Origin of the sequence: Flavobacterium sp. Leaf82, from assembly GCF_001422725.1 — a bacterium.
Lineage (GTDB): Bacteria > Bacteroidota > Bacteroidia > Flavobacteriales > Flavobacteriaceae > Flavobacterium.
The window spans coordinates 85508-109377 of record NZ_LMMA01000036.1 but is presented as its reverse complement, the minus strand read 5'-3'; the positions used below and the strand labels follow the sequence as shown (position 1 = coordinate 109377).

The window sequence follows — 23870 nt, the reverse complement described above, 5'->3', positions numbered from 1 at the left end:
AGATAAAGCAGAGAAAGAAAATTAGTAAAAATTAGTGTAATTCGTAGCAAAAAAACAAAAACATAAATTCAAAGACAACCCAAAATGAATCTGAAAATTAAATATTTATACGCCATTTTAATAAGCTTCTTGTTTACAGCGCAAAATGGATTTTCGCAATCTGCCAAAACAAATTTGCCTCAGCTTAAAGTTTCAAAAAACCAACATTATTTCGTAACCGGAGATGAAAAACCATTCTTTTGGTTGGGCGATACAGGTTGGTTAACCTTCGGGAAATTAGACAGAGCAGGCGTTGATAAATATTTTAAAGACAGAAAAGAAAAGGGATTCAACGTTGTTCAGGTTATGGTTTTGCATACTTTGAATGTTACAAATGTTTACGGAGATATGGCTTTGATTAACGAAGATGTTTCTAAACCATTAATAACAGCCGGAAATAATTTCAAAAATCCAACCGAATATGATTATTGGGATCACGTAGATTATACTTTAGATGTGGCTCAGAAAAACGGAATTTACGTTGCGATGGTTCCGGTTTGGGGAACAAATGTTTCAAAAGGAAATAAAGTAAACAAAGAACAAGCTACAGAATATGCTAAGTTTTTAGCAAATCGCTATAAAAACAAAACCAATATTATCTGGTTAAACGGAGGAGATACGCACGGAAACGAGTTTACAGATATCTGGAACGCGATTGGAAACACTTTAAAAACAAACAATCCAGATCAGTTAGTGACATTTCATCCTTTTGGGAGAACAGATTCTTCAGAGAATTATCACAATGCAGCCTGGTTAGATTTTAATATGTTTCAATCCGGTCACAGAAGATACGATCAGGATACATTAAAAAATTCTTTCAAAGAAGACAATTACAAATTTGTTCAAAGAGATTTAACTTTAAAACCAACAAAACCAACACTTGACGGCGAACCTTCATACGAAGGGATTCCGCATGGTTTACACGACACATTACAACCAAAATGGACAGATAATGACGTAAGACGCTACGGATATTGGTCGGTTTTTGCAGGAGCAGCCGGATATACTTACGGACATAGCGCCGTAATGCAAATGTTTAGAAAAGGCGATAAACCAGCTTACGGAAACAAAGAATTGTGGACAAATGCCATTAATGCACCAGGAGCAAAACAAATGGTTTATATTAAGAAATTGATGTTGACTTTTCCTTATTTAGACAGAGTTCCGGATCAATCTTTAATCGCTAATCAAGGAGAAAAATACGATTATCAAATTGCAACACGAGGAACAAATTACGCTTTAATTTATACTTACAACGGTAGAAAAATAACCGTAAATATGGCAAAAATCTCAGGTAATGAAGTAAACGCAAGTTGGTATAATCCAAGAAATGGAAAAGAAACAAAGATTGGAATTGTACCTAATAAAGGAGTTCAGGAATTTCAGCCGTCAGGAGATAAAAAAGATGGTAATGACTGGGTACTGATTTTAAGATCGAAGTAACCACAAAGTATGTCATTGCGAGGAACGAAGCAACCGCATTTACAAAATAAAACTTTGGGTCTTATGTTTAGTGAGGTTGCTTCGTTCCTCGCAATGACAAAAAATGACGATAAAAAAAACCGCACAATCTGCGAGAAATAAAACAACACAACTATGAAAAACATACTAATCATACTCTTCTTCATAACCGGACTCAACACTGCTTTCGCAAACGATGGCTGGCTAAATATCCTAAACGAAGGCGGAAACAACAAAGGCATAAAATGTACCGAAGCCATTCAGAATGCCATTGAAAAAGCATCTAAAAACGGCGGAGGAACAATTTTTTTCCCTGCCGGTGAATATCTAACCGGAGCTTTAAAACTAAAAAGTAACATTACGATTCATTTGGATTCGGGAGCGCTTTTAAAATTTTCAGACAATTTTGATGATTATCTGCCATATGTAGAAATGCGTTATGAAGGATTAGTAATGAAATCTTTTTCGCCGTTATTTTATGCAAAAGATGCTGAGAATATTACCATAAAAGGCAGAGGTGTAATCGACGGACAAGGAAAAGCATGGTGGAATGAAGTGTACCGAATCGAAACTGCAAAAGGACCAATTCCGTTAACGAAATATCAAAAAATGTGGGACGAACAAAATCAGGGAATCGTATATTCTGATTATTACAAAAGAACAATCGATAAAAAGTTTTTCAGACCTTCTTTCTTTCAGGCTTATGGCTGTAAAAATATTTTGATTGAAGGCGTAACGTTTCAAAATTCTCCTTTTTGGACCATAAATCCTGAATTCTGCGATAATGTAACCGTTACCGGAATCACGATTTTTAATCCGCATTCGCCAAATACAGACGGAATTAACCCTTCATCTTGTAAAAATGTTCATATTTCAGATTGCCATATTAGCGTTGGCGATGATTGTATTACCATAAAATCCGGTAGAGACGAAGATGGTCGTAAATATGCAAGACCAACAGAAAATGTTACGATTACAAACTGCACGATGCTAAGCGGTCACGGCGGTGTTGTTATTGGAAGTGAAATGTCTGGCGGAATCAAAAAAGTAACGATTTCAAATTGTGTTTTTGACGGAACAGATCGCGGAATCCGTATAAAAGCAGCTCGTGGTCGTGGCGGAGTTGTAGAAGATATTCGCGTCGATAATATTGTAATGAAAAACATAAAAGAAGAAGCAATTGTATTGAGCCTTTTTTATGATAAAGATACAAAAGTAGAACCCGTAACGGAGAAAACCCCTATTTTCAGAAATATTCATATGAGTAATATTACGGGTTCGAATGTAAACAAAGCAGGACAAATTCTGGGTATTACAGAAATGCCGATTCAAAACATTTCTTTCTCGAATATCAATATGGACGGAAAAGAAGGCTTTACAGTAAACACGGTAACAGACGTTGAATTTCATGATGTAAAAGTAAATGCAACGATTGGTTCTTCTTTCAAAATATCAGATTCAAAAAATATCATTTTAGACAACGTTGGTTCGTCAACGCCAGTAAAAGGAATTCCCGTTATCAAGTTAGATAATGTTTCGAATATGATGATCAACAATAATTTTCCGTTTAATGCAACAGATATTTTTATTGAAGCAGACGGAAAAGAAACGAAAAATATTTTCTTAAAAAACAATGTATTCAATAACGTAAATACAATCGTAAAAAAAGGAAAAGACCTGGATAAAAAAGCAATTTCAGAATAAAAATTGGTGAGACATCTGTACGTTTTAAACTTTGAAAGATTAAAGAGAATACAACATGAAAAAAACATTCATCATCATAATCCTTTTTGTTTTTGCGATTTCTTATTCGCAGAAAAAGAAAGACATATATCTTTTTACGTCGTTTAGAGAACCTGCGACAGAAGGTTTGTATCTGGCTTATAGCGAAGACGGCTACAACTGGAAAGGTCTTGAAGGATCATTTTTGAAACCGGAAATTGGCGCAAGCAAAATCATGCGCGATCCCTCTATTACAAAAGGTGCAGACGGAACGTATCACATGGTTTGGACAACAGATTGGAAAGGTGGAAACGGTTTTGGATATGCCAGTTCTAAAGATTTATTGCATTGGTCGAAACAAGAATATATTCCCGTAATGAAAAACGAACCCGAAGTCGTAAACGTTTGGGCACCGGAAATTTTTTATGATGATGTCAAAAAAGAATACATTATTATTTGGGCATCTACAATTCCGTTTCGATTTGAAAAAGGAGCAGAAGAAGAGAAAAACAATCACAGAATGTATTATGTAATCACAAAAGATTTCAAAACCTTCTCAGACACAAAGTTATATTATGAACCAGGTTTCAGCGTCATTGATTGTGTGATTGTAAAAAAAGGAAAAAAAGACTATGTTTTGGTTTTAAAAGATAATACAAGACCAATGCGTAATATAAAAGTAGCTTTTGGGAAATCGCCTTTAGGACCATTTACTAAAAGTTCAGAACCATTGACAGAATATTTATCAGAAGGACCAACAGTAGTAAAAGTGGGTAAAAAATGGCTGTTGTATTATGACAATTACGGCTCAAAAAATTATAAAGCCTTAAGCACATCAGATTTTGTGAATTTTGAAGATGTTTCCTCAAAAATAAGCCTTCCCGAAGGACACAAACACGGAACAATTACTACAATCTCTAAAGAAGTTCTAAAAGGATTAATAGAAAAGAAATAAATATAGCCACAGATTCACACAGATTAAAAATTAAAAAAATCATTTAAATCTGTGAAAAAATAAATAAATATTGAATTTGTTTTCAACGCAAACCCGACAGGTTTTTAAAACCTGTCGGGTTTAACTAAAAAACATCAAAAAATAAAATAATGATTGCTTTCCAAAACATAAAAACCAACCTATTAATTACAGCAACAATTCTATTGGTTTGTAGCGCTGTAAATGCACAGAATGATACCGTGCGTTATGTTGGTAAAACACTTTCTAATGTCGATTATCACCACGGGCAATTAAGTCCGGCAATTGGCGTTCATGCTACTCAAATCATGCGTGCAAGCCGTGAACATCCTGAAAAAGCAGATGGTTTTGGCTGGACTTACAATCATCAGCCTACAATGGCTTATTGGAATGATACTTTTTATTTGCAGTATTTAAGTGATCCCGCAGGAGAACATATTCCGCCGAGTCAGACCTTGATTATGACTTCAAAAGATGGTGAAACCTGGAAAATGCCAAAAGTAATTTTCCCTATTTATCACATTCCTGACGGATGGAAAAAAGAAGGCGTAGAAGGAATTGCTAAAAATCTGGATGCGATTATGCACCAAAGAATGGGCTTTTATACTTCAAAAGACAAACGACTTTTTGCTTTAGCGTATTACGGAATTGCAATGGATGAAAAAGACGATCCAAACGACGGAAAAGGAATTGGACGCGTAATTCGGGAAATCAAAAAAGACGGAAGTTTTGGTGAAATCTATTTCATCAGATATAATAAATCGTGGGATAAATCAAAGTCATCTTTTCCATTTTATACACAGGCAAAAGACAAAGGTTTTAAAAAAGCCTGCGAAGAAATCCTTTCAGATCCTTTGATTTTACAGCAATGGGTTGAAGAAGCAGATCGCGATGACGAATTAATTCCTCTCAAAAAGCCGTACAAAGCACTAAGTTCCTATCATTTACCAAACGGAAATGTAGTAGGTTTATGGAAACACGCCTTAACTTCAATCAGTAAAGACGGCGGAAAATCATGGGAATATATGCCCGTTCGTGCTCCCGGTTTTGTAAACAGCAACGCTAAAATCTGGGGACAAAAAACATCCGATAATCGTTATGCAACCGTTTATAATCCGTCAGAATATCGCTGGCCACTGGCAATTTCAACAAGTGATGATGGATTAAATTACAAAGATTTATTATTGGTTCATGGCGAAATAAGTCCAATGCGTTATGGTGGAAACTATAAATCTGCCGGTCCGCAATATGTTCGCGGAATCTCAGAAGGTGACGGAATTCCGCCTGACGGAAAACTTTGGGTAAGTTACAGTGTAAACAAAGAAGATATTTGGGTAGCGTCGATTCCTGTTCCGGTGGTTTCTAAAGTTACAGATGATGCAAATGATATTTTTAACGAACTTCCTGACGGACAAGAATTAAAATTATGGAATACCTATAATTTGTCTTGGGCATCTACCAAAATAGAAAAGAAAACTGATGGTAAAAAATGGCTGACTTTAAGAGATCAGGACTTTTTTGATTATTCTCGTGCCGAACGTGTTATTCCGTTTGCCGAAAAAATGGAAGTAACTTTTACCGTTAAACCAGAACAAAATAATCATGGTTTATTGCAAGTAGAATTTCAAAATAAGCAAGGATTACCTGCCGTAAGATTGACTTTTGATGCTGACGGACAACTAAAAACAAAAACCGGAGCTCGTTTTAATACAATCGCAAAATACGAAGCAGGAAAAGAATATAAAGTGACAATAAAACTAAACGTTAAAACTCGTTCGTACACGATAAAAGTAAACGACGAAAAAGAATCAACCAGAATATTTTATGCTCCGGTAGATGGTTTTGAGCGAATTATGTTCCGTACAGGCGAACAAAGATATTCACCAAACCCGGATACGGAACCAGATACAGAGGATTATGATGATTTGCCTCAAACAGGAAAATTAATTCCCGAAGCCGTATTTAATATTCAATCGTTGATTACGAAAAAGTTATAAAAATAGAACGCGGATGATACGGATTCGCTAAAGCGAAGACGCGGATAAAAACGGATTTTCCTTTTTTGAATAGCGTCCAGCTTTAGCTGGATGTTGTAAAAATAGAAATATTGTATGGTTTTAGCCAAATTAATAAGTTTGGCTAAAGCCAATATAGTTAATAGATTTTTGTTCCTCCAGCTAAAGCAGGAGGCAAATTATAAAAAAGGATAAAGAAAAAAAATCCGTTTTTATCAGCGTCTTTACGAAGTAAATCTGTTTCATCCGCGTTCAAATCTCAACACAAAGAAATGAAGAAATTAAAATATATATTGTTCCTCTTTTTAATAACATTAGTTTCTAATGGACAAATTTCTGTCGTGCATCTAACCTGCGAAATGACAGAAAATCCACTGGCTGTAATTCAAAATCAGCCAAGACTAAGTTGGCAATTGGTTTCAAATGAATCAAATATCTATCAAACAGCATATCAGGTTTTAGTTGCTTCTTCTGAAGAAAAATTAAAAAAAGACGAAGCAGATGTTTGGGATAGCAGAAGAGTAAACTCAGATAAAAATCTTCAAATAAATTTCGGCGGAAGCCCATTAAAAAGTGAAACCAAATATTTCTGGAAAGTAAAAGTTTGGGATCAGAATTATAAAATTTCGAAATGGAGCAAAATAGCTTCTTTTATAATTACACCTTTAGAATCAGCGTTAAATCCAATTTGGATTGGAGCCATTACAAAAGCAGATAGTCATTTGCCGGAAGGTAGAAATTATCATTCGGCGACTTATAAAAGAGAGAAAAAAGATGCCATAATAAATGCTTCAGATTCGTTGTCGCGCAGAAGTATTATGCTTCGTAAACCATTTTCGCTTAAAAAAGAAATCAAAGAAGCGGTTGTTTATATTTCGGGTTTAGGACATTATGAATTAACGATTAATGGAAAGAAAATAGGCAACAGCGAGTTTGCCCCTTTATGGACAGATTACGATAAAACGGTTAATTATAATACTTATGAATTATCTGGAAAGCAACTAAAAAACGGCGAAAATGTTATTGGCGTTCTTTTAGGAAACGGAATGTACAATACACTTGCCGAAAGATATACTAAGTTTTTTGTGAGTTTTGGTCCGCCAACTTTATTTTTTAAAATGAAAGTAATTTATAAAGATGGTTCAGAAGAAATTATAAAATCTGATGAGAGCTGGAAATACAGCAAAAGTCCAATTACGTACAACAGCATTTTTGGAGGAGAAGATTACAATGCTAATCTGGAACAAAAAGGCTGGGATTCGAAAGGATTTAATGATTCGAATTGGAAAAAAGTCGTAGTTCAGGAAGCACCAAAAGGAATTTTAAGAGCCCAAACTGCGCCACCAATTACCATTCAGAAACACTATAATGTTGCAGCAGTAAAAGAACTGAAACCTAATTTTTTTGTTTTTAATATGGGACAAAATCTTTCGGGATTTACCACCATAAAAGTAAAAGGAAAAAAAGGCCAGACAATTCGCGTTTGGGTTGGCGAAGGTTTAAATGATGACGGTACCATTGGACAGGGAAGATCCGGAAAACCGTATTATTACGACTATACTTTAAAAGGCGAAGGCGTAGAAGAATGGCAGCCAAAATTTAGTTACTACGGATTTCAATATGTGCAGATTGAGAATATAAATTATAAAGAAACCAAAGATAAAAATCTGCCAACATTGATAGATTTAAAATCAAATTTTATTTATAATTCGGCTGGAGAAGCAGGAACTTTTGAATCTTCGAATGTAATTTTCAATAAAACACACGAATTGATTAACAACTCGATAAAAAGTAATTTCCAAAGTGTTTTTACAGATTGTCCGCAACGCGAAAAATTAGGCTGGCTCGAAGAAATACACCTAAACGGACCCGGATTAATGTTTAATTATAATCTGGAAAGTTTTATTCCGGCAACGATGCAAAACATCTCAGATTCACAAAGAGAAAACGGATTAATCCCGACCATAGTTCCTGAATATGTGGTTTTTGGAGGAGATTTTACAGATTCTCCAGAATGGGGCGTAACCGGAGTTATTTTACCCTGGATGTATTATCAATATTACGGCGATGCTTCATTAATCGAAAAATATTATCCTGTAATGAAAAAATATGTCGATTATTTAGGCACAAAAGCAACCAATAATATTGTGTCTCACGGTTTAGGCGATTGGTATGATTATGGAACACACGCAGCTGGATATTCGAAAAATAGTCCGATTGCACTTTCAGCAACTTCTCATTATTTTTATGCAGCAAATTTAGTATCAAAAGCAGCGAAATTACTCAACAAAACAGAAGATATTTCGAAATATGAAACGTTAACTGCTGATATAAAAACAGCTTTTAACAAAGAATTTTTTAATCCGGAAACCAAACAATACGGAACCAAAAGTCAGTTTAGTAATGCTGTTCCCATTTTTATGGACATTGTAGAACCGCAATATAAAGCGGCTGTAATGGATAATTTATTGGCAGATATAAAAGCAAAAGGTGACCGATTAACAACAGGTGATGTTGGAAACCGCTATTTGTTTCAGGCTTTGGCAAGAAATGGCGAAAACGAAATGATGTACAAAATGAACAATCATTATGATGCGCCGGGTTATGGTTTTCAGATCAAATTTGGCTTGACCACTTTAACGGAACAATGGGATCCAACAAAAGGAAACTCATGGAATCATTTTATGATGGGACAAATCGAAGAATGGTTTTACCAAAGTCTTGCCGGAATTGTTCCGGATGATAAAAATCCGGGTTTCAAACATTTCTTTATTCAGCCGGAAATTGTGGGAGATATGACTTTTGTAAAAGCAACTTACCAATCTATTTATGGAAATATCGCTTCGGCTTGGGAGAAAAAAGACGGAAAATTGATTCTGAAAGTAGAGATTCCCGTGAATACATCAGCAACAATAAAATTGCCAGTTGCAAAGAATTCAGAGATAAAAGTGAATGGAAAAATAACTAAAAATTTAAATTTAGGATCAGGGAAATATACAATTGAATGCGAGATATAGTACGCAGATGACACGGATTTACTTCGTAAAAACGCGGATAAAAACGGATTTTTAAAATTAGTTTTTATCAAAAGTAAAAATAAAAAAATCCGTTTTTATCCGCGTTTTCGCTTTAGCGAATCTGTGTCATCCGCGTTCAATTTTAGCTTAGTTTAATAAAAATAAAATGATGAAAATAAAACACATATATATAGCAATTTCATTTTTTGCATTGACTGTTTCAAATGCACAAATAACTTCTGATGAAAATTTCAGAAAACCAGTTTCGGAAACCTTAAAAAAAATCGAAACCGCTTTTCATGTTACAATTAACGACGACAGAGGTTTATTAAAAGGAAAAGAATTAGATTACGCGGATTGGAGAATTGAACCCGGAAATCTCGCAATTTCTTTGACTAATATTTTGGCTCCGTTTGAATTAATGTATTTCAAACAACCAGACGGAACTTATATCATTAGAAAATATGAAAATCATAAAGTTTCAGTTGATAAAGGAAAAGAGCGTTTGGATTATTTGGTGACTTTATATTCAAATGTAGCAGAATGGGAAACGCGAAAAAAAGAGATTAAAGCCTGTATGATAACTTCTTTTGGTTTGGACAAAGCACCGCCAATGCCAAAATCAAAACCTATTTTAACGCCAAAAAGAATTTATAAAGATTACAGTATTGAAAATATTGGCTTAGAAATTCTGCCTGGAGTTTATGTTACAGGATCGATTTATAAACCATATCCTTTAAACAAAAAAGCATCGATAATCTTAACGCCCGACGGACATTTTGGTGACGGAAGATATAGAAAAGACGAGCAATATCGTTGCGCAATGATGGCAAAAATGGGCGCAATTGTAGTCAGTTACGATTTGTTTGCGTGGGGAGAATCATTGCTTCAGTTTCCGGAAGAAACGCACAGAAACAGTATTGCGTCAACGGTTCAGGTTTTAAGCGGAATTCGATTATTAGATTATTTGGCAACAACCAAAAATGCTGATGTTTCGAGAGTTGGCGTAACAGGAGGTTCCGGCGGCGGATCGCATACGATGTTTTTGGCAGCTTTAGACGACCGAATCACAGTTTCGGCTCCGGTTGTAATGGTTTCTTCGCATTTCTCCGGTGGTTGTCCTTGCGAAAGCGGACGCGGAATTCACCTTTGCGGAAACGGAACAAACAATGCAGAAATCTCAGCGATGATGGCGCCAAAACCACAATTAATAGTTTCTGACGGAAAAGACTGGACGCTTGCAGTTCCGGAATTGGAGTTTCCTTTTATCCAGAGAACTTATGAATTGTACGGAAAAAAAGATTTAGTCGAAAATGCTCATTTTGCAAAAGAAGGACATGATTTCGGAATCTCGAAACGTATGGCTTTATATCCTTTTATGGCCAAATATTTAGGCTTGGATTTGAATAAAGTAAAAAATGATAAAGGTGAAATCGACGAATCGACTTGTGTAATTGAGCCTTATGATAAATTATATGTGTTTGGGAATAAAGCTGAAAATTTGCCTAAAAATGCATTGAAAGACATCAACAAATTATATGAAATGTTTGGGGAGAAGAATAATAAGATTTACGAGGTTAAGAAATAAGATGTAAAAGATAGCCACGAATTCACGAATTAACTTTTGCCACAGATTAGAATGATTGATAAAATAAATTCGAGAAATTAAACACAAAGATAAATTAGAGTTAATTCGTGAATTCGTGACGAAAAAAAAATATAAGCATGAGATTAAAAATTAAAATTACGACGATTTGTATTGGACTTTTTTCATTTACAGCAACTGCACAAAACAATGACCTAAAACTTTGGTACGATAAACCAGCCGCAATCTGGAACGAAGCTTTGCCTTTGGGTAACGGACGTTTGGGTGCGATGGTTTTTGGTGATCCGGCGGTGGAACGTTTGCAATTGAACGAAGAAACAATTTGGGCAGGTTCTCCAAACAGCAATGCACATACAAAGTCATTGAAAGCTTTACCAATTGTTCGGCAATTAATTTTTGATGGCAAATTTGATGAAGCGCAGGAATTGGCAACGCAGGATATTATGTCGCAAACGAATGACGGAATGCCGTACCAAACTTTTGGAAGCGTTTATATTTCGTTTCCGGGACATCAAAAATATACCAATTATTACAGAGATTTAGATATTGCAAATGCCACGGCAAAAGTAAAATACACGGTAAACGGAGTCGAATTTACAAGAGAAATTTTGACCTCATTTTCAGATCAGGTTATTGTGGTAAAACTTTCGGCAAACAAACCGGGACAAATAACGTGTAATGTTTTTATGAATAGTCCGCTTGATAAAACCGTTTCAGGAACGGAAGGAAATCAAATTCTACTTTCTGGAATTGGAAGCAATTTTGAAAATCAGAAAGGGAAAATCAAATTCCAGGGAAGATTAACGGCTAAAAATAATGGCGGAGAAGTTTCTGCAAGCAACGGAATCATAAGCATTAATAAAGCTGATGAAGTAACACTTTATATTTCTATCGCTACGAATTTTAAGAATTATCAGGATGTTAGCGATGATGAAATTGCAAAAAGCAAAGGATATTTGGCTAAAGCCGAAACAAAAGATTTTGCAACGATCAAAAAAGCTCATGTAGAATATTACCAGAAGTTTTTCAACAGAGTTTCATTTGATTTAGGAACAAATGAATTAACAAAGAAACCAACAAACGAAAGAATCAGGGATTTCTCTAAACAGTTTGATCCGCAATTGGCGAGTTTGTATTTTCAATTTGGCAGATATCTTCTAATTTCGAGTTCGCAACCTGGCGGACAACCGGCTAATTTACAAGGAATCTGGAATGATATGGTTTTACCGCCTTGGGACAGTAAATACACCACAAACATAAATGCCGAGATGAATTATTGGCCGGCAGAAGTAACCAATCTTTCAGAAATGCACGAGCCTTTTATTCAAATGGCAAAAGAATTAAGTGTTACAGGAGCAGAAACAGCCAAAATGATGTACAATGCAAACGGCTGGGTTTTACATCATAACACAGATATCTGGCGCGTAACAGCTCCGGTAGATTATGCAGCATCGGGAATGTGGCCTACGGGAGGAGCCTGGGTAAGTCAGGATTTATGGGAAAGATATTTATATACGGGTGATAAAAATTACTTGAAAGAGATTTATCCGGTGATGAGAGGCGCTGCTGATTTCTTTTTGGATTTTATGGTTATCGATCCAAATACGGGTTATTTGGTTATAGTTCCTTCAAGTTCTCCTGAAAACACACATGCAGGAGGAACCGGAAAAGCGACAATTGCATCAGGAACTACGATGGACAATCAACTGGTTTTTGATCTTTTTACGAATGTAATTAAAGCTTCAAAAATTGTTTCACCAGATGAAATTTACATCAAAAAAATAAGTGAAGCTTTGGCAAAAATGCCTCCAATGAAAGTAGGAAAACACAGTCAGTTGCAGGAATGGCAAGACGATTGGGATAATCCGGAAGACAAACACAGACACGTTTCGCATTTGTATGGCTTGTTTCCCAGTAATCAGATTTCACCAATAAAAACTCCTGAATTGTTTGAAGCAGCCAAAAACTCTTTAACTTACAGAGGCGATGAATCTACAGGCTGGTCGATGGGTTGGAAAGTCAATTTATGGGCAAGATTACTGGACGGAGATCATGCTTATAAATTATTGCAGGACCAATTGCATTTGGTTACGGCAGAACAAAGAAAAGGTGGCGGAACATATCCGAATATGCTCGATGCACATCAACCATTTCAAATTGATGGAAACTTTGGTTGTACAGCCGGAATTGCCGAAATGCTGATGCAAAGTCAGGAAGACGCGATTCATTTATTACCCGCTTTACCAAGTGTTTGGAAAGACGGAAGTATAAAAGGTTTGGTTGCAAGAGGTGGTTTTATAATTGATATGAGTTGGAAAAATAATAAAATTTCGACTTTGAAAATTTACTCAAAACTAGGAGGAAACTGCAGATTGAAAGTAGAAAATATCTTAAAAGCAGATAAAGGAATTTCAATGAAAAAGGCAAAAGCAAAAAATATAAATCCTTTGTTTTATGATGTTGAAGTGAAAAAACCAATTATATCAAATAAAGCAAATCTAAAGAAAATGGTATTGCCAAAGTATAATGAATATGACATTGAAATGAAAGCTGGGCAAACGTATAATTTTTATGGAAATTAAAACGACGCTGATCGCGAAAGATGGATTGAAATCCATCCCTACAATACGAGCCGTTTCTCCGGAACTCTTGATAAAATTCCGGAGGAATGATTTATATTGTAGCAACGGATTTTAATCCGTTGAAAAACAGGTGCATATTATTTGTAATCCTTCATTCCTCAGGATGACAAAACTGTTCGAAAAATAATAAATAAATTAAAGATGTTACAACATTTCAAACATAGAATAATAACACTTTCGATAATAATCGCTTGCATAAACAGCGGTTGCAAATCAGGTGCAAATATTTCAAATCAGGGAAAATCGGTTATTTTAAAAGAAAAAAACTTCAAACATTATGTTGATTATTTCAATACGATGGAAGATGAGAATTTAAAATTTGCTATTCCGAATGATTCTGCGTGGAGTTGGATGGAAAAAAATATTCCGTTGTTTGAATGTCCGCAGCAGAATTTTGAGGAGATTTATTATTTTAGATGGTGGAGCGCCAGAAAACATATTAAAAAAACACCTCAGGGATTTGCGATTACAGAGTTTTTGGTAGATCGTTCATATGCAGATAAATACAATATGATTAGTTGTGCTTTGGGGCATCATATCAATGAATTTAGATGGGTTCATGATCCGCAATATATTGAGCAGGACGTTCATTTATGGTTTAGAGGAAATGACGGCAAGCCAATGAAAAAGCTGAGAACTTTTAGCAGTTGGACGGCTGACGCTTTGTACAATCGCTATTTGGTCAATAAAGACGATAAATTTTTGCTGGATATGTATCCGGATTTGGTCGCGGAATATGCAGCTTGGGAAGGCGACAGAAAACGTAAAGATGGCTTGTTCTGGCAGTTAGATGTAAAGGATGGAATGGAAGAATCGTTGAGCGGTGCCAGAAAATTTAGAAATGCGCGACCAACAATTAATAGTTATATGTTTGGAAATGCGACAGCTTTGGCAAAAATTTCGAAACTAAAAGGCGATGCAAATCAGGAAAATTATTTTGAAGCAAAAGCAAATACTTTGCAAAAATTAGTAGAAACAAAGCTGTGGAATTCTAAAAGTGAATTTTTTGAAACGTTTACAGAAAAAGATACTTTGGCGCAAGTTCGGGAAGCGATTGGATTTATTCCGTGGTATTTTAATTTACCGCAAAAAGACAAAGGTTTTGAAAAAGCCTGGGAACAAATTAAGGATGAAAAAGGGTTTTCGGCGCCGTTTGGATTAACAACCGCAGAACGCAGAAGTCCGCGTTTTAGAACTCACGGAACGGGAACTTGTGAATGGGACGGCGCGATTTGGCCTTTTGCAAGTTCGCAGACTTTAACGGCTTTGGCGAATGTATTGAATAATTACAATCAGAATTTTGTTGGAAAAACAGATTATTTCAAACAAATGGATTTGTACGTGCAATCGCAATATTACAGAGGAAAACCGTATGTGGGAGAATATCTGGACGAAACTACGGGATATTGGTTAATGGGCGACAAAGAACGCAGCCGATATTATAATCACTCGACTTTTAATGATTTAATGATTACAGGTTTAGTAGGTTTACGCCCAAGAGCTGACGAAAAAATAGAAGTAAATCCGTTGATTCCGCAAGACAAATGGGATTGGTTTTGTCTGGATAATGTTTTGTATCACGGCAATATTATTACGATTGTCTGGGATAAAACCGGAGAAAAATATCATAAAGGAAAAGGTTTCAGGATCTTTAAAAACGGAAAGGAAATTGCGGTTTCTGAGAAGTTGGAGAAGTTAGTTTCTGAGTAGAGATATTAAGCCCACGGATCTTACGGATTTAGCTGATTAACGCGGGTATATTTTTAACTTTATTGTTTGGTTTGTCATCCTGAGCGAAGTCGAAGGACAACATGCAGATAGACAAAGATTGGCGATTTTGATTATAGAGTTTCTTGTGTGTCCTTCGACTTCGCTCAGGATGACAAAAAAAAAAAAAAAAAATCTGTGTAAACCAGTTCAATCTGTACAATCCGTGGGCAATTAATTCATCAGCATATCATATAATACGCTTAAAATAAAATTATGAAAAAGTTTTTTTTACATCTTACCTTCATTATTATAACATTGATTTCAATTTCGGCGAAAAGCCAAAATAAAATCAGTGTTACAAATTTGCAATGCGAAATGCTGAACAATCCGGAAGGAATTGATGTAGGTCAACCAAGATTAAGCTGGCAAATAAAAGCAGATATGAATGATGTAAAACAAACGGCATATCAAATTATTGTGGCTTCGACTTTAGAGAATTTAAACTCAAAGAAAACGGATTTATGGGATAGTGGAAAAACTGAAAGTGACGCATCTGTAAATATTATTTATAAAGGAAAAAGATTAGAAAACCGTCAAAATGCGTTTTGGAAAGTAATTATTTGGACGAATAAAGGCGAAATTCAATCGACAAATTCAGCTCATTTTAGTATGGGAATTATGAATTATGCTGATTGGAAATCAACACGATGGATTGGTTATGAAAAAGCTTCTATTGGGGATAGTATTTCGCAATATTCTAAATTGTCGGCACGATATTTTCGCAAAGAAATCAACCTGAAAAAGCAAGTCAAAAATGCCAAAGTTTATATCATGGGATTAGGACTTTATGAATTATATATTAACGGAAATAAAATTGGCGATCAGGTTTTGGCGCCTGTTCCTACGGATTATACCAAGAATGTAAAATACAATGTTTTTGATGTGACTTCTCAATTAAAAGAAGGCAAAAACGCGTTGGGAACTATTTTAGGAAACGGACGTTTTTTTACGATGCGTCAGGATTATAAACCATATAAAATCAAAACTTTTGGTTACCCGAAAATGGCTTTGCAACTGTTTGTAGAATATACAGACGGAAGTAAAGAAATTATCAGAACCGATGATAGCTGGAAAGTTACCACAAACGGACCCATTTTATCCAACAATGAATACGACGGAGAAGAATACGATGCGCGCAAGGAAATAAAAAACTGGAACACGACCAATTTTGATGATAAAAAATGGTTTGCGGCAGAATATGTTCAGGAACCAGGCGGTTTTTATGAAGCTCAAATGACGCCAAACATGAAAATAATGGGCGAGGTAAAACCCATTTTGATCAAACAAACTCCCAAAGGAACTTATATTCTTGATATGGGTCAAAATATGGTGGGTTGGTTACAATTAAAAACAAAAGGTAAAAGCGGCGACAAAATCACGTTGAAATTTGCTGAATCTTTGCAATCAGATGGTTCTTTATATATCGAAAATTTACGTGACGCCAGAACAACAGATGTTTATACTTTAAAAGGCGAAGGCGAAGAAATTTGGGAGCCCAGATTTATATTTCACGGATTTCGTTTTGTAGAAGTTTCAGGATTTCCGGCAAAACCAACTTTGGATGATTTTGTTGGAAAAGTGGTTTACGATAATATCAAAACAACGGGAACTTTTGAATCTTCGGATGTAACAATGAACCAGATTTTTAAAAATGCTTATTGGGGAATTCGAGGAAATTATAAAGGAATGCCAATTGATTGTCCACAGCGAAATGAGCGTCAGCCCTGGATGGGAGACAGAACAACCGGAGCTTATGGCGAAAGTTTTTTATTCGACAATCAAACTTTATATGCAAAATGGCTGGATGATATTAAAAATGCACAAACGGCAGATGGCGGAATTCCTGATGTTGCGCCTGCATTTTGGCGTTATTATGGTGATAATGTAACTTGGCCGGGAACATATATTACGGTGGCAGATATGTTATATCAGCAATTTGGCGATAAAAAAGTAATTGAAAAACATTATCCGTCCATGAAAAAATGGGTGGTTTATATGGAACAGAATTATTTGATTAAGGATTTAATGACCAAAGATAAATACGGAGATTGGTGCGTTCCGCCCGAATCTTTAGAATTAATTCACTCAAAAGACTCGGCGAGAACAACCAATGGAGAATTAATTGCGAGCGCTTTTTACTATCATTTATTGCAAAAGATGAAAAAGTTTGCTACGATTAACGGAACCAATTCTGATGATATTAAATATTACGATTCACTTTCTGAAAGGATAAAAACGGCTTTTAATGCGAAGTTTTTTAATTCGGATAAAAATAATTATGCTAATAATACTGTAACGGCAAATCTGCTTCCGTTGGCATTGGGAATGGTTCCTGAAAATCTTCAATCGAAAGTATTTGATAATATTGTGCACGAAGTCGAAGTAACGTATAAAGGGCATATTAGCACGGGCGTTATTGGAACTCAGTTTTTAATGCGAACGTTATCTGAATACGGAAGACCGGATTTGAGTTACAAACTGGCATCAAACGACACGTATCCAAGTTGGGGTTATATGGCAAAAAATGGAGCCACAACCATTTGGGAATTATGGAACGGAAACACGGCTGATCCTAAAATGAATTCGCAAAATCATGTCATGTTATTAGGCGATTTATTGATTTGGTATTATGAAAATATTGCCGGAATCAAGAGTAATCCTGAAGCTCCGGGTTTCAAACAAATTATCATGAAACCAGATTTTGAAACAGGATTGTCTTTTGTAAATGCTTCATATGAATCAAATTACGGAACCATAATAAGCAACTGGAAAAAAACTAAAAGCAATTTGCAGTGGAATATTACTATTCCGCCAAATTCTTCGGCAATCGTTTATTTACCAACTATAAATGCTTCAAATATTGTTTTGAATGATAAAAAATTGGATAAAACAGATTCAGCTTTTAAAATTGAAAACAACAAAATTGTTTTGACTTTATCGTCAGGTTCTTATGCAGTAAGCGTTAAACGTTAATTTTAAAAAATTCGGGACAGTACAGGATACATCTTTAATTTTTTAGTGTTATTTTTACACTTAATAAATAATTTTGCGTTAAAAATTATTAGGAATGCATTTAAAATCAAAAATTTTAATTCAAAATAAAATTTAGAATGAAGGTAATAAAGTTAACATTTGTTTTGCTTGGTCTTTTATTTTTAGGAAGTTGTAAACCTACTTTACAAAATAAAACCTGGAAAGAAGGGATTTTGGTCGATGAGTTTATTTATGATAAAGCACCATATCCGTCTTGCCACGCTGTTACAATTGTCGAGGCAACAAATGGAGATTTAGTTTCGTCTTGGTTTGGAGGAACACACGAAAGACATCCTGATGTTTGTATTTATGTTAGCATTAAACCAAAAGGAAGTGATAAATGGACTGAAGGGATTAAAGTAGCTGATGGTGTGATGAAAGAAGGACCAAGATTACCAACATGGAATCCGGTTTTATATCAAATTCCGGGTGGAGATTTAATGCTTTTCTACAAAATAGGACCCAAACCATCTGAATGGTGGGGCGTAATCAGAACTTCATCTGATAACGGAAAAACGTGGTCTGAGGCAAAAAAAATGCCTGATGGTTTCTTAGGACCAATCAAAAATAAACCTGTTTTATTAAGCAACGGAACTTTATTATGTCCGTCAAGTATTGAAGGCGACGGCTGGAGACTTCGCATGGAAAGTACGCCTGATTTTGGAAAAACCTGGGTTATGGGCGATACGCTGCCAAGAGGCAAACAAAAAATAAATGCCATTCAGCCCAGTATTTTATTCCATAAAGATGGCAGTATTCAGGCGATTGGAAGAACCAGAAACAGAGCCATTTTTAGCACATTTTCTAAAGACAACGGAAAAACATGGTCGGATTTGTCATTAATTGGTTTACCCAATAATAATTCAGGAACTGATGCCGTAACTCTAAAAGACGGAAGACATTTATTGGTTTATAATCATGTTCTTCCTCCGGGAACAGAGGCAAAAGGACCAAGAACACCACTGAATGTTTCGGTTTCTAAAGACGGAATCAATTGGAATGCAGCTTTGGTTTTAGAAGATTCAAAAATAAGCCAATATTCTTATCCGTCGATGATTCAGAGTTCTGACGGAATGGTTCATATCGTTTATACATGGAGAAGGGAAAAACTGAAATATGTAAAAATCGATCCAAGTAAATTAAAAGCACTTCCAATTAAAAACGGAATCTGGCCGGGCGATGAAAATAAAGTTGTAACGGCTGTAAAAGCTGAGGAAGAGTAAAGAAAAAGTTTGCCACGAATTTCACGAATTTACACTAATGTACTTGCGAGAATTTATTTTTTTGCTACAGATTAAAAGGATTTTGCCAGTATAAAAATTAATCTCTGCTAATCGTTTAATCTGTGGCAAAATAATTAGAGAAATTGAAATAAAATTTAGAAAAAAAATTAGTGCAATTCGAGTAATTCGTGGTTAAAAAAATATAACAATGATCAAAAAGAGTTTTATAAAATTAGCAGCTATACTTTTTATGGTTGTTTTTGCAGGAGCATTTAATAGTTGTGTAACAGCTCAATCTTCTAATAAAAAACAACAATACAAAGTTGCGGTTTGCGACTGGATGATTTTAAAAAGACAAAAATTAGGTGCTTTTGGTTTAGCCGCTGAAATTAAAGCTGACGGAATCGAACTTGATATGGGAGGTTTAGGAAACAGACCAACTTTTGATAGTAAATTAGGCGATCCAGTAGAAAGACAAAAATTCCTTGATAAATCGAAAGAGTTGAATGTGGGAATAAGTTCGATTGCGATGTCCGGATTTTATGCGCAGTCTTTTGCCAAACGAGAAACTATTGCGCCAATGATTGAAGATTGTGTGAAAGCAATGAAAGAAATGAAGGTAAAAGTCGCTTATCTTCCGTTAGGTACAGAAAGTGATTTGGTTAAAAATCCTGAATTACGTCCGGTAGTTATCGAAAGATTAAAATGGGCGGGAAAACAAGTAGGTAAAATTGGTGGCGTTATTGCAATTGAAACTTCATTAAATGCTACCGAAGAGAAAAAATTACTGGAAGAAATTGATTCAAAATACATTAAAAGTTCCTTCAATTTTGCAAACGCGGTTGATAACGGAAGAGATATTGTATCAGAATTAAAAATATTAGGCAAAAAACATTTAGGTCAAATTCACGCTTCGAACACTGATAAAGTTTGGTTAGAAAACGATACTGCGATCGATATGCCAAAAATTAAACAAACGCTGGACGAAATGAAATGGAGCGGTTGGCTAATTGTAGAACGTTCCAGAGATGTGACTCAGGTTCATAATGTAAAGGCTAATTATGGCGCAAATGTGGCTTATTTAAAAAAGATTTTTCAGAATTAATACTAATCTAATGACTCTCATTTTTGTCATTTCGACGAAGGAGAAATCTTCGTTGCCAGATCGACAAAGATTAGTTATTTGATTACGGAGTTACTTGCGAGGATTTCTCCTTCGTCGAAATGACAAACTAAGCAGGATAGGTTTCAAGAATAAAATAACAATACAATGAAATATTTTACTTTACTTTTTTTAGGTTTCTACACCACTTTCGCTACAGCGCAAAATATCACAATTGTTAGTGATATAAAATCGCCGAGAGCAACATTTGGAGCCGAAAAATTATCGGAAACGTTATCAGAAAAAGGTTTTAAAGTAACTTCTTCAAATAAAATAGTAAAGTCAAACTCAAAAGACAAAGTAATTGTTATTGGTGAAAAAAGAACTGATTTCTGGAAACAGAATTCAAAATCGGCTAAAATAGACGATAGTAAACTGACTAAAAAAGAAGGTTTTCAAATTCGTACTCAAAAAAACATTATTTATATCGAAGGAACTGATGCTTCCGGAGCTTTATATGGCGCAATGGAATTGGCAGATCGCATTAAAAGTTCAGGACAAATTCCGGCAGAAATAAATATAGAAGACAGTCCTGAAATGGTTTTAAGAGGCGCGTGTATCGGAATGCAAAAAACGACTTATCTTTCGGGAAGAGATGTTTACGAATATCCGTATACGCCGGAAACTTTTCCTTGGTTTTATGATAAAAAACTATGGACGAAGTACTTGGATATGTTGGTAGAAAACAGAATGAATTCTTTGTATTTATGGAACGGACATCCGTTTGCATCTTTGGTTAAACTAAAAGATTATCCATTTGCCTTAGAAGTAAGCGAAGCAGATTTTAAAAAGAACGAGGAAATCTATAAATTCCTGACTGAAGAAGCCAACAAGAGAGGAATCTGGGTGATTCAGATGTTTTATAATATCATTGTTTCCAAGCCTTTTGCAGAACATTATAACATTAAAACACAAGATCGTTCGCGCCCAATTACGCCTTTACTTTCAGATTATACGAGAAAATCTATTGCTGCTTTTATCGAAAAATATCCAAATGTTGGGCTATTAGTTTGCCTTGGAGAAGCCATAAATACAATTGATGATGATGTCGAATGGTTTACCAAAACCATTATTCCGGGAGTTCAGGACGGTTTAAAAGCGTTGGGAAGAACGGATGAACCGCCAATTATTTTGCGTTCTCATGATACAGATGGGCCTTTGGTGATGGAAAAATCGCTTCCGTTATATAAAAACCTGTACACAGAAAGCAAATATACCGGAGAATCTTTGACGACTTATACACCAGGCGGACCTTGGGGAGAAACTCACAAACAGTTAAGTGCTTTAAAATCAATTCATATAGAAAATGTTCATATTCTGGCAAATCTGGAACCTTTTAGATACGGATCGCCTGATTTTATCCAGAAAACGGTAAAAGCAATGCATAGTGTGCACGGAGCCAATGCGTTACATTTATATCCGCAGGCATCGTATTGGGACTGGCCATATTCTGCAGATAAAACCAAAACCGGCGATCGAATTCTTGAAATGGATCGCGACTGGATCTGGTACAAAGCCTGGGCAAGATATGCGTGGGACAGTAAAAGAGATAGAAATGAAGAAGTTAAGTTTTGGGATAAGGATTTAGCAGCTAAATACGGAACGGATTCAGAAGCGGCAAATAACATTTTAAAAGCCTACGAAGAAACAGGAGAAATTGCTCCAAAAACGCTAAGACGTTTCGGAATTACCGAAGGAAATCGTCAAACTTTATTGTTAGGAATGTTCGAAAGCCAGTTGGTAAATCCATCAAAATGGCGTGTTTATCCGGGGTTTCATGAATCTTGCGGACCAGCCGGTGAATTGCTTCTGGAATATGCCAAAAAAGAGTGGAATAAGGAACCGCATTCCGGTGAACTTCCAACCCAGATTATTGCAGAAATTACTGAACATGGCCGATTAGCCGTTGAGGCAATTGACAAAGCAGAGTCGAAAGTAACCAAAGATAAAGAAGAATTTTTGCGTCTTAAAAACGATATTCATGCTTATAAAGCTTTCGCTGATTTCTTTTCAGAGAAAGTAAAAGCAGCGTTATTGGTTTTACGATACAGTTATTCTAATGATATTTCGGATCTGGATAAAGCGATGCCGCATTTAGAAAAAAGTATCGAATATTACGAGCTTTTAGTCAACCTTACAAAAGATACTTACTTCTATGCCAACAGTATGCAGACCGCTCAACGCCGAATTCCGATTGGTGGAGACGACGGAAATAACAAAACCTGGAAGGAATTATTACCGCATTACGAGCGTGAATTGGTTAATTTTAAACGAAATTTAGAATTGCTAAAATCATCCAAAGATGGTAAAATAGAAACCAAAGAAAGCAAACCGTGGCAAACCGCAGATGTAACTTTACTGAGCGAAAGCAAAGGAACTTATGGCGTAAAAAACGGAACAAAAGTATACGGAACACCAATTTCTGAGTTTATAAAAATAGCTCCTGAATTGCAAAACCTAAAAGGAATTACGTTCGATGAAACGGCACAAAATGAGAACGGAACACTTTTAAAATTCAAAAATACAAAAGCTGTAAAATTGGTTGTAGGCTATTTTAATTCAGACCAAAAGCGATTTTTATTTCCGCCAAGTTTAGAAACTGATGCCGCAGGAAATGCCCACGGTCAGGCCGAAGTTATTTTGGCAAGTGCCATGAATTTAAAAGAATTGCCACGTGTAAACATTCATACATATACGTTTGAGCCAGGCGAGAATAAACTGGATTTAGGCAAAGGCAGAGTGTTGATTTTAGGTTTTATAGACGCCAATCAAACCATTACGCCACGCGATGTTGGGTATATCGATGCAGGAGAAAAAGGCGCAATCGACTGGTTGTTTTATTAATAATTTTTTGGGCGTGTCCCTACGGGTCGGGCTGTACGTTCCCGCTTTTTTTAAAGGTGAAGAAAAATCACCTTAAAAAAGAGCTCCACTGTCATCCCTCACGCAAACTCGTTGGTAATTTTAGACTGACCCGTTTTTAATCCCGAGGCTTCGGGACTGTCAGGTCTGCTCAGAGAATAGAAACAGAATCTTTTCATACTGAGGAACGAAGGATCACACAAGGAACTCGACAAAGATTGACCACAATTCTGTGCGGAGTTACTTGCGAAGATTTCTCCTTTGTCGAAATGACAAAACCGAAGCAATTAGGTTTTAATAAGCTTAAATTATCTTATATCACTTATATGGTGTAAGTAAAAAGGA

General features: G+C 35.6%; 12 protein-coding genes. All 12 read left to right on the top strand.

Annotation, left to right across the window (positions count from 1 at the left end; genetic code table 11):
* The first annotated feature begins 84 nt into the window (after window positions 1-84).
* Entirely contained in the window at window positions 85-1482 is a 1398-nt protein-coding gene (locus ASF10_RS22435; RefSeq protein ID WP_056254543.1) for a glycoside hydrolase family 140 protein, read from the top strand.
* A 153-nt stretch (window positions 1483-1635) separates the two neighbouring features.
* Window positions 1636-3204 (top strand): glycoside hydrolase family 28 protein, encoded by a 1569-nt coding sequence (locus tag ASF10_RS22430; RefSeq protein ID WP_056254540.1) that lies wholly within the window; start codon window positions 1636-1638, stop codon window positions 3202-3204.
* A gap of 55 nt (window positions 3205-3259) precedes the next feature.
* The gene (locus ASF10_RS22425; protein WP_056254537.1) at window positions 3260-4177 is read left to right on the top strand and encodes a glycoside hydrolase family 43 protein; all 918 of its coding nucleotides are present in this window, start codon (window positions 3260-3262) and stop codon (window positions 4175-4177) included.
* Between the two features lie 149 nt (window positions 4178-4326).
* The gene (locus ASF10_RS22420; RefSeq protein WP_056254534.1) at window positions 4327-6192 is read left to right on the top strand and encodes a six-hairpin glycosidase; all 1866 of its coding nucleotides are present in this window, start codon (window positions 4327-4329) and stop codon (window positions 6190-6192) included.
* Between the two features lie 290 nt (window positions 6193-6482).
* On the top strand, window positions 6483-9227 hold the full coding sequence (locus ASF10_RS22415; RefSeq protein WP_056254531.1) for a glycoside hydrolase family 78 protein: 2745 nt from the start codon (window positions 6483-6485) through the stop codon (window positions 9225-9227).
* A gap of 166 nt (window positions 9228-9393) precedes the next feature.
* On the top strand, window positions 9394-10815 hold the full coding sequence (locus ASF10_RS22410; RefSeq protein ID WP_056254528.1) for a hypothetical protein: 1422 nt from the start codon (window positions 9394-9396) through the stop codon (window positions 10813-10815).
* Window positions 10816-10952: 137 nt separating this feature from the next.
* Window positions 10953-13415, top strand: coding sequence for a glycosyl hydrolase family 95 catalytic domain-containing protein (locus ASF10_RS22405; protein ID WP_056254525.1), 2463 nt, complete (start codon window positions 10953-10955; stop codon window positions 13413-13415).
* Between the two features lie 201 nt (window positions 13416-13616).
* Window positions 13617-15185 (top strand): MGH1-like glycoside hydrolase domain-containing protein, encoded by a 1569-nt coding sequence (locus ASF10_RS22400; RefSeq protein WP_056254522.1) that lies wholly within the window; start codon window positions 13617-13619, stop codon window positions 15183-15185.
* Window positions 15186-15458: 273 nt separating this feature from the next.
* A complete protein-coding gene (locus ASF10_RS22395; RefSeq protein WP_056254518.1) occupies window positions 15459-18218 on the top strand; it encodes a glycoside hydrolase family 78 protein in 2760 nt (919 codons plus the stop codon).
* Between the two features lie 137 nt (window positions 18219-18355).
* Entirely contained in the window at window positions 18356-19501 is a 1146-nt protein-coding gene (locus tag ASF10_RS22390; RefSeq protein ID WP_056254515.1) for a sialidase family protein, read from the top strand.
* Window positions 19502-19709: 208 nt separating this feature from the next.
* Window positions 19710-20606 (top strand): sugar phosphate isomerase/epimerase family protein, encoded by an 897-nt coding sequence (locus ASF10_RS22385; RefSeq protein WP_056254512.1) that lies wholly within the window; start codon window positions 19710-19712, stop codon window positions 20604-20606.
* A gap of 165 nt (window positions 20607-20771) precedes the next feature.
* The gene (locus ASF10_RS22380) at window positions 20772-23507 is read left to right on the top strand and encodes a glycoside hydrolase family 20 zincin-like fold domain-containing protein (protein WP_056254509.1); all 2736 of its coding nucleotides are present in this window, start codon (window positions 20772-20774) and stop codon (window positions 23505-23507) included.
* The last annotated feature ends 363 nt before the right edge of the window (window positions 23508-23870 follow it).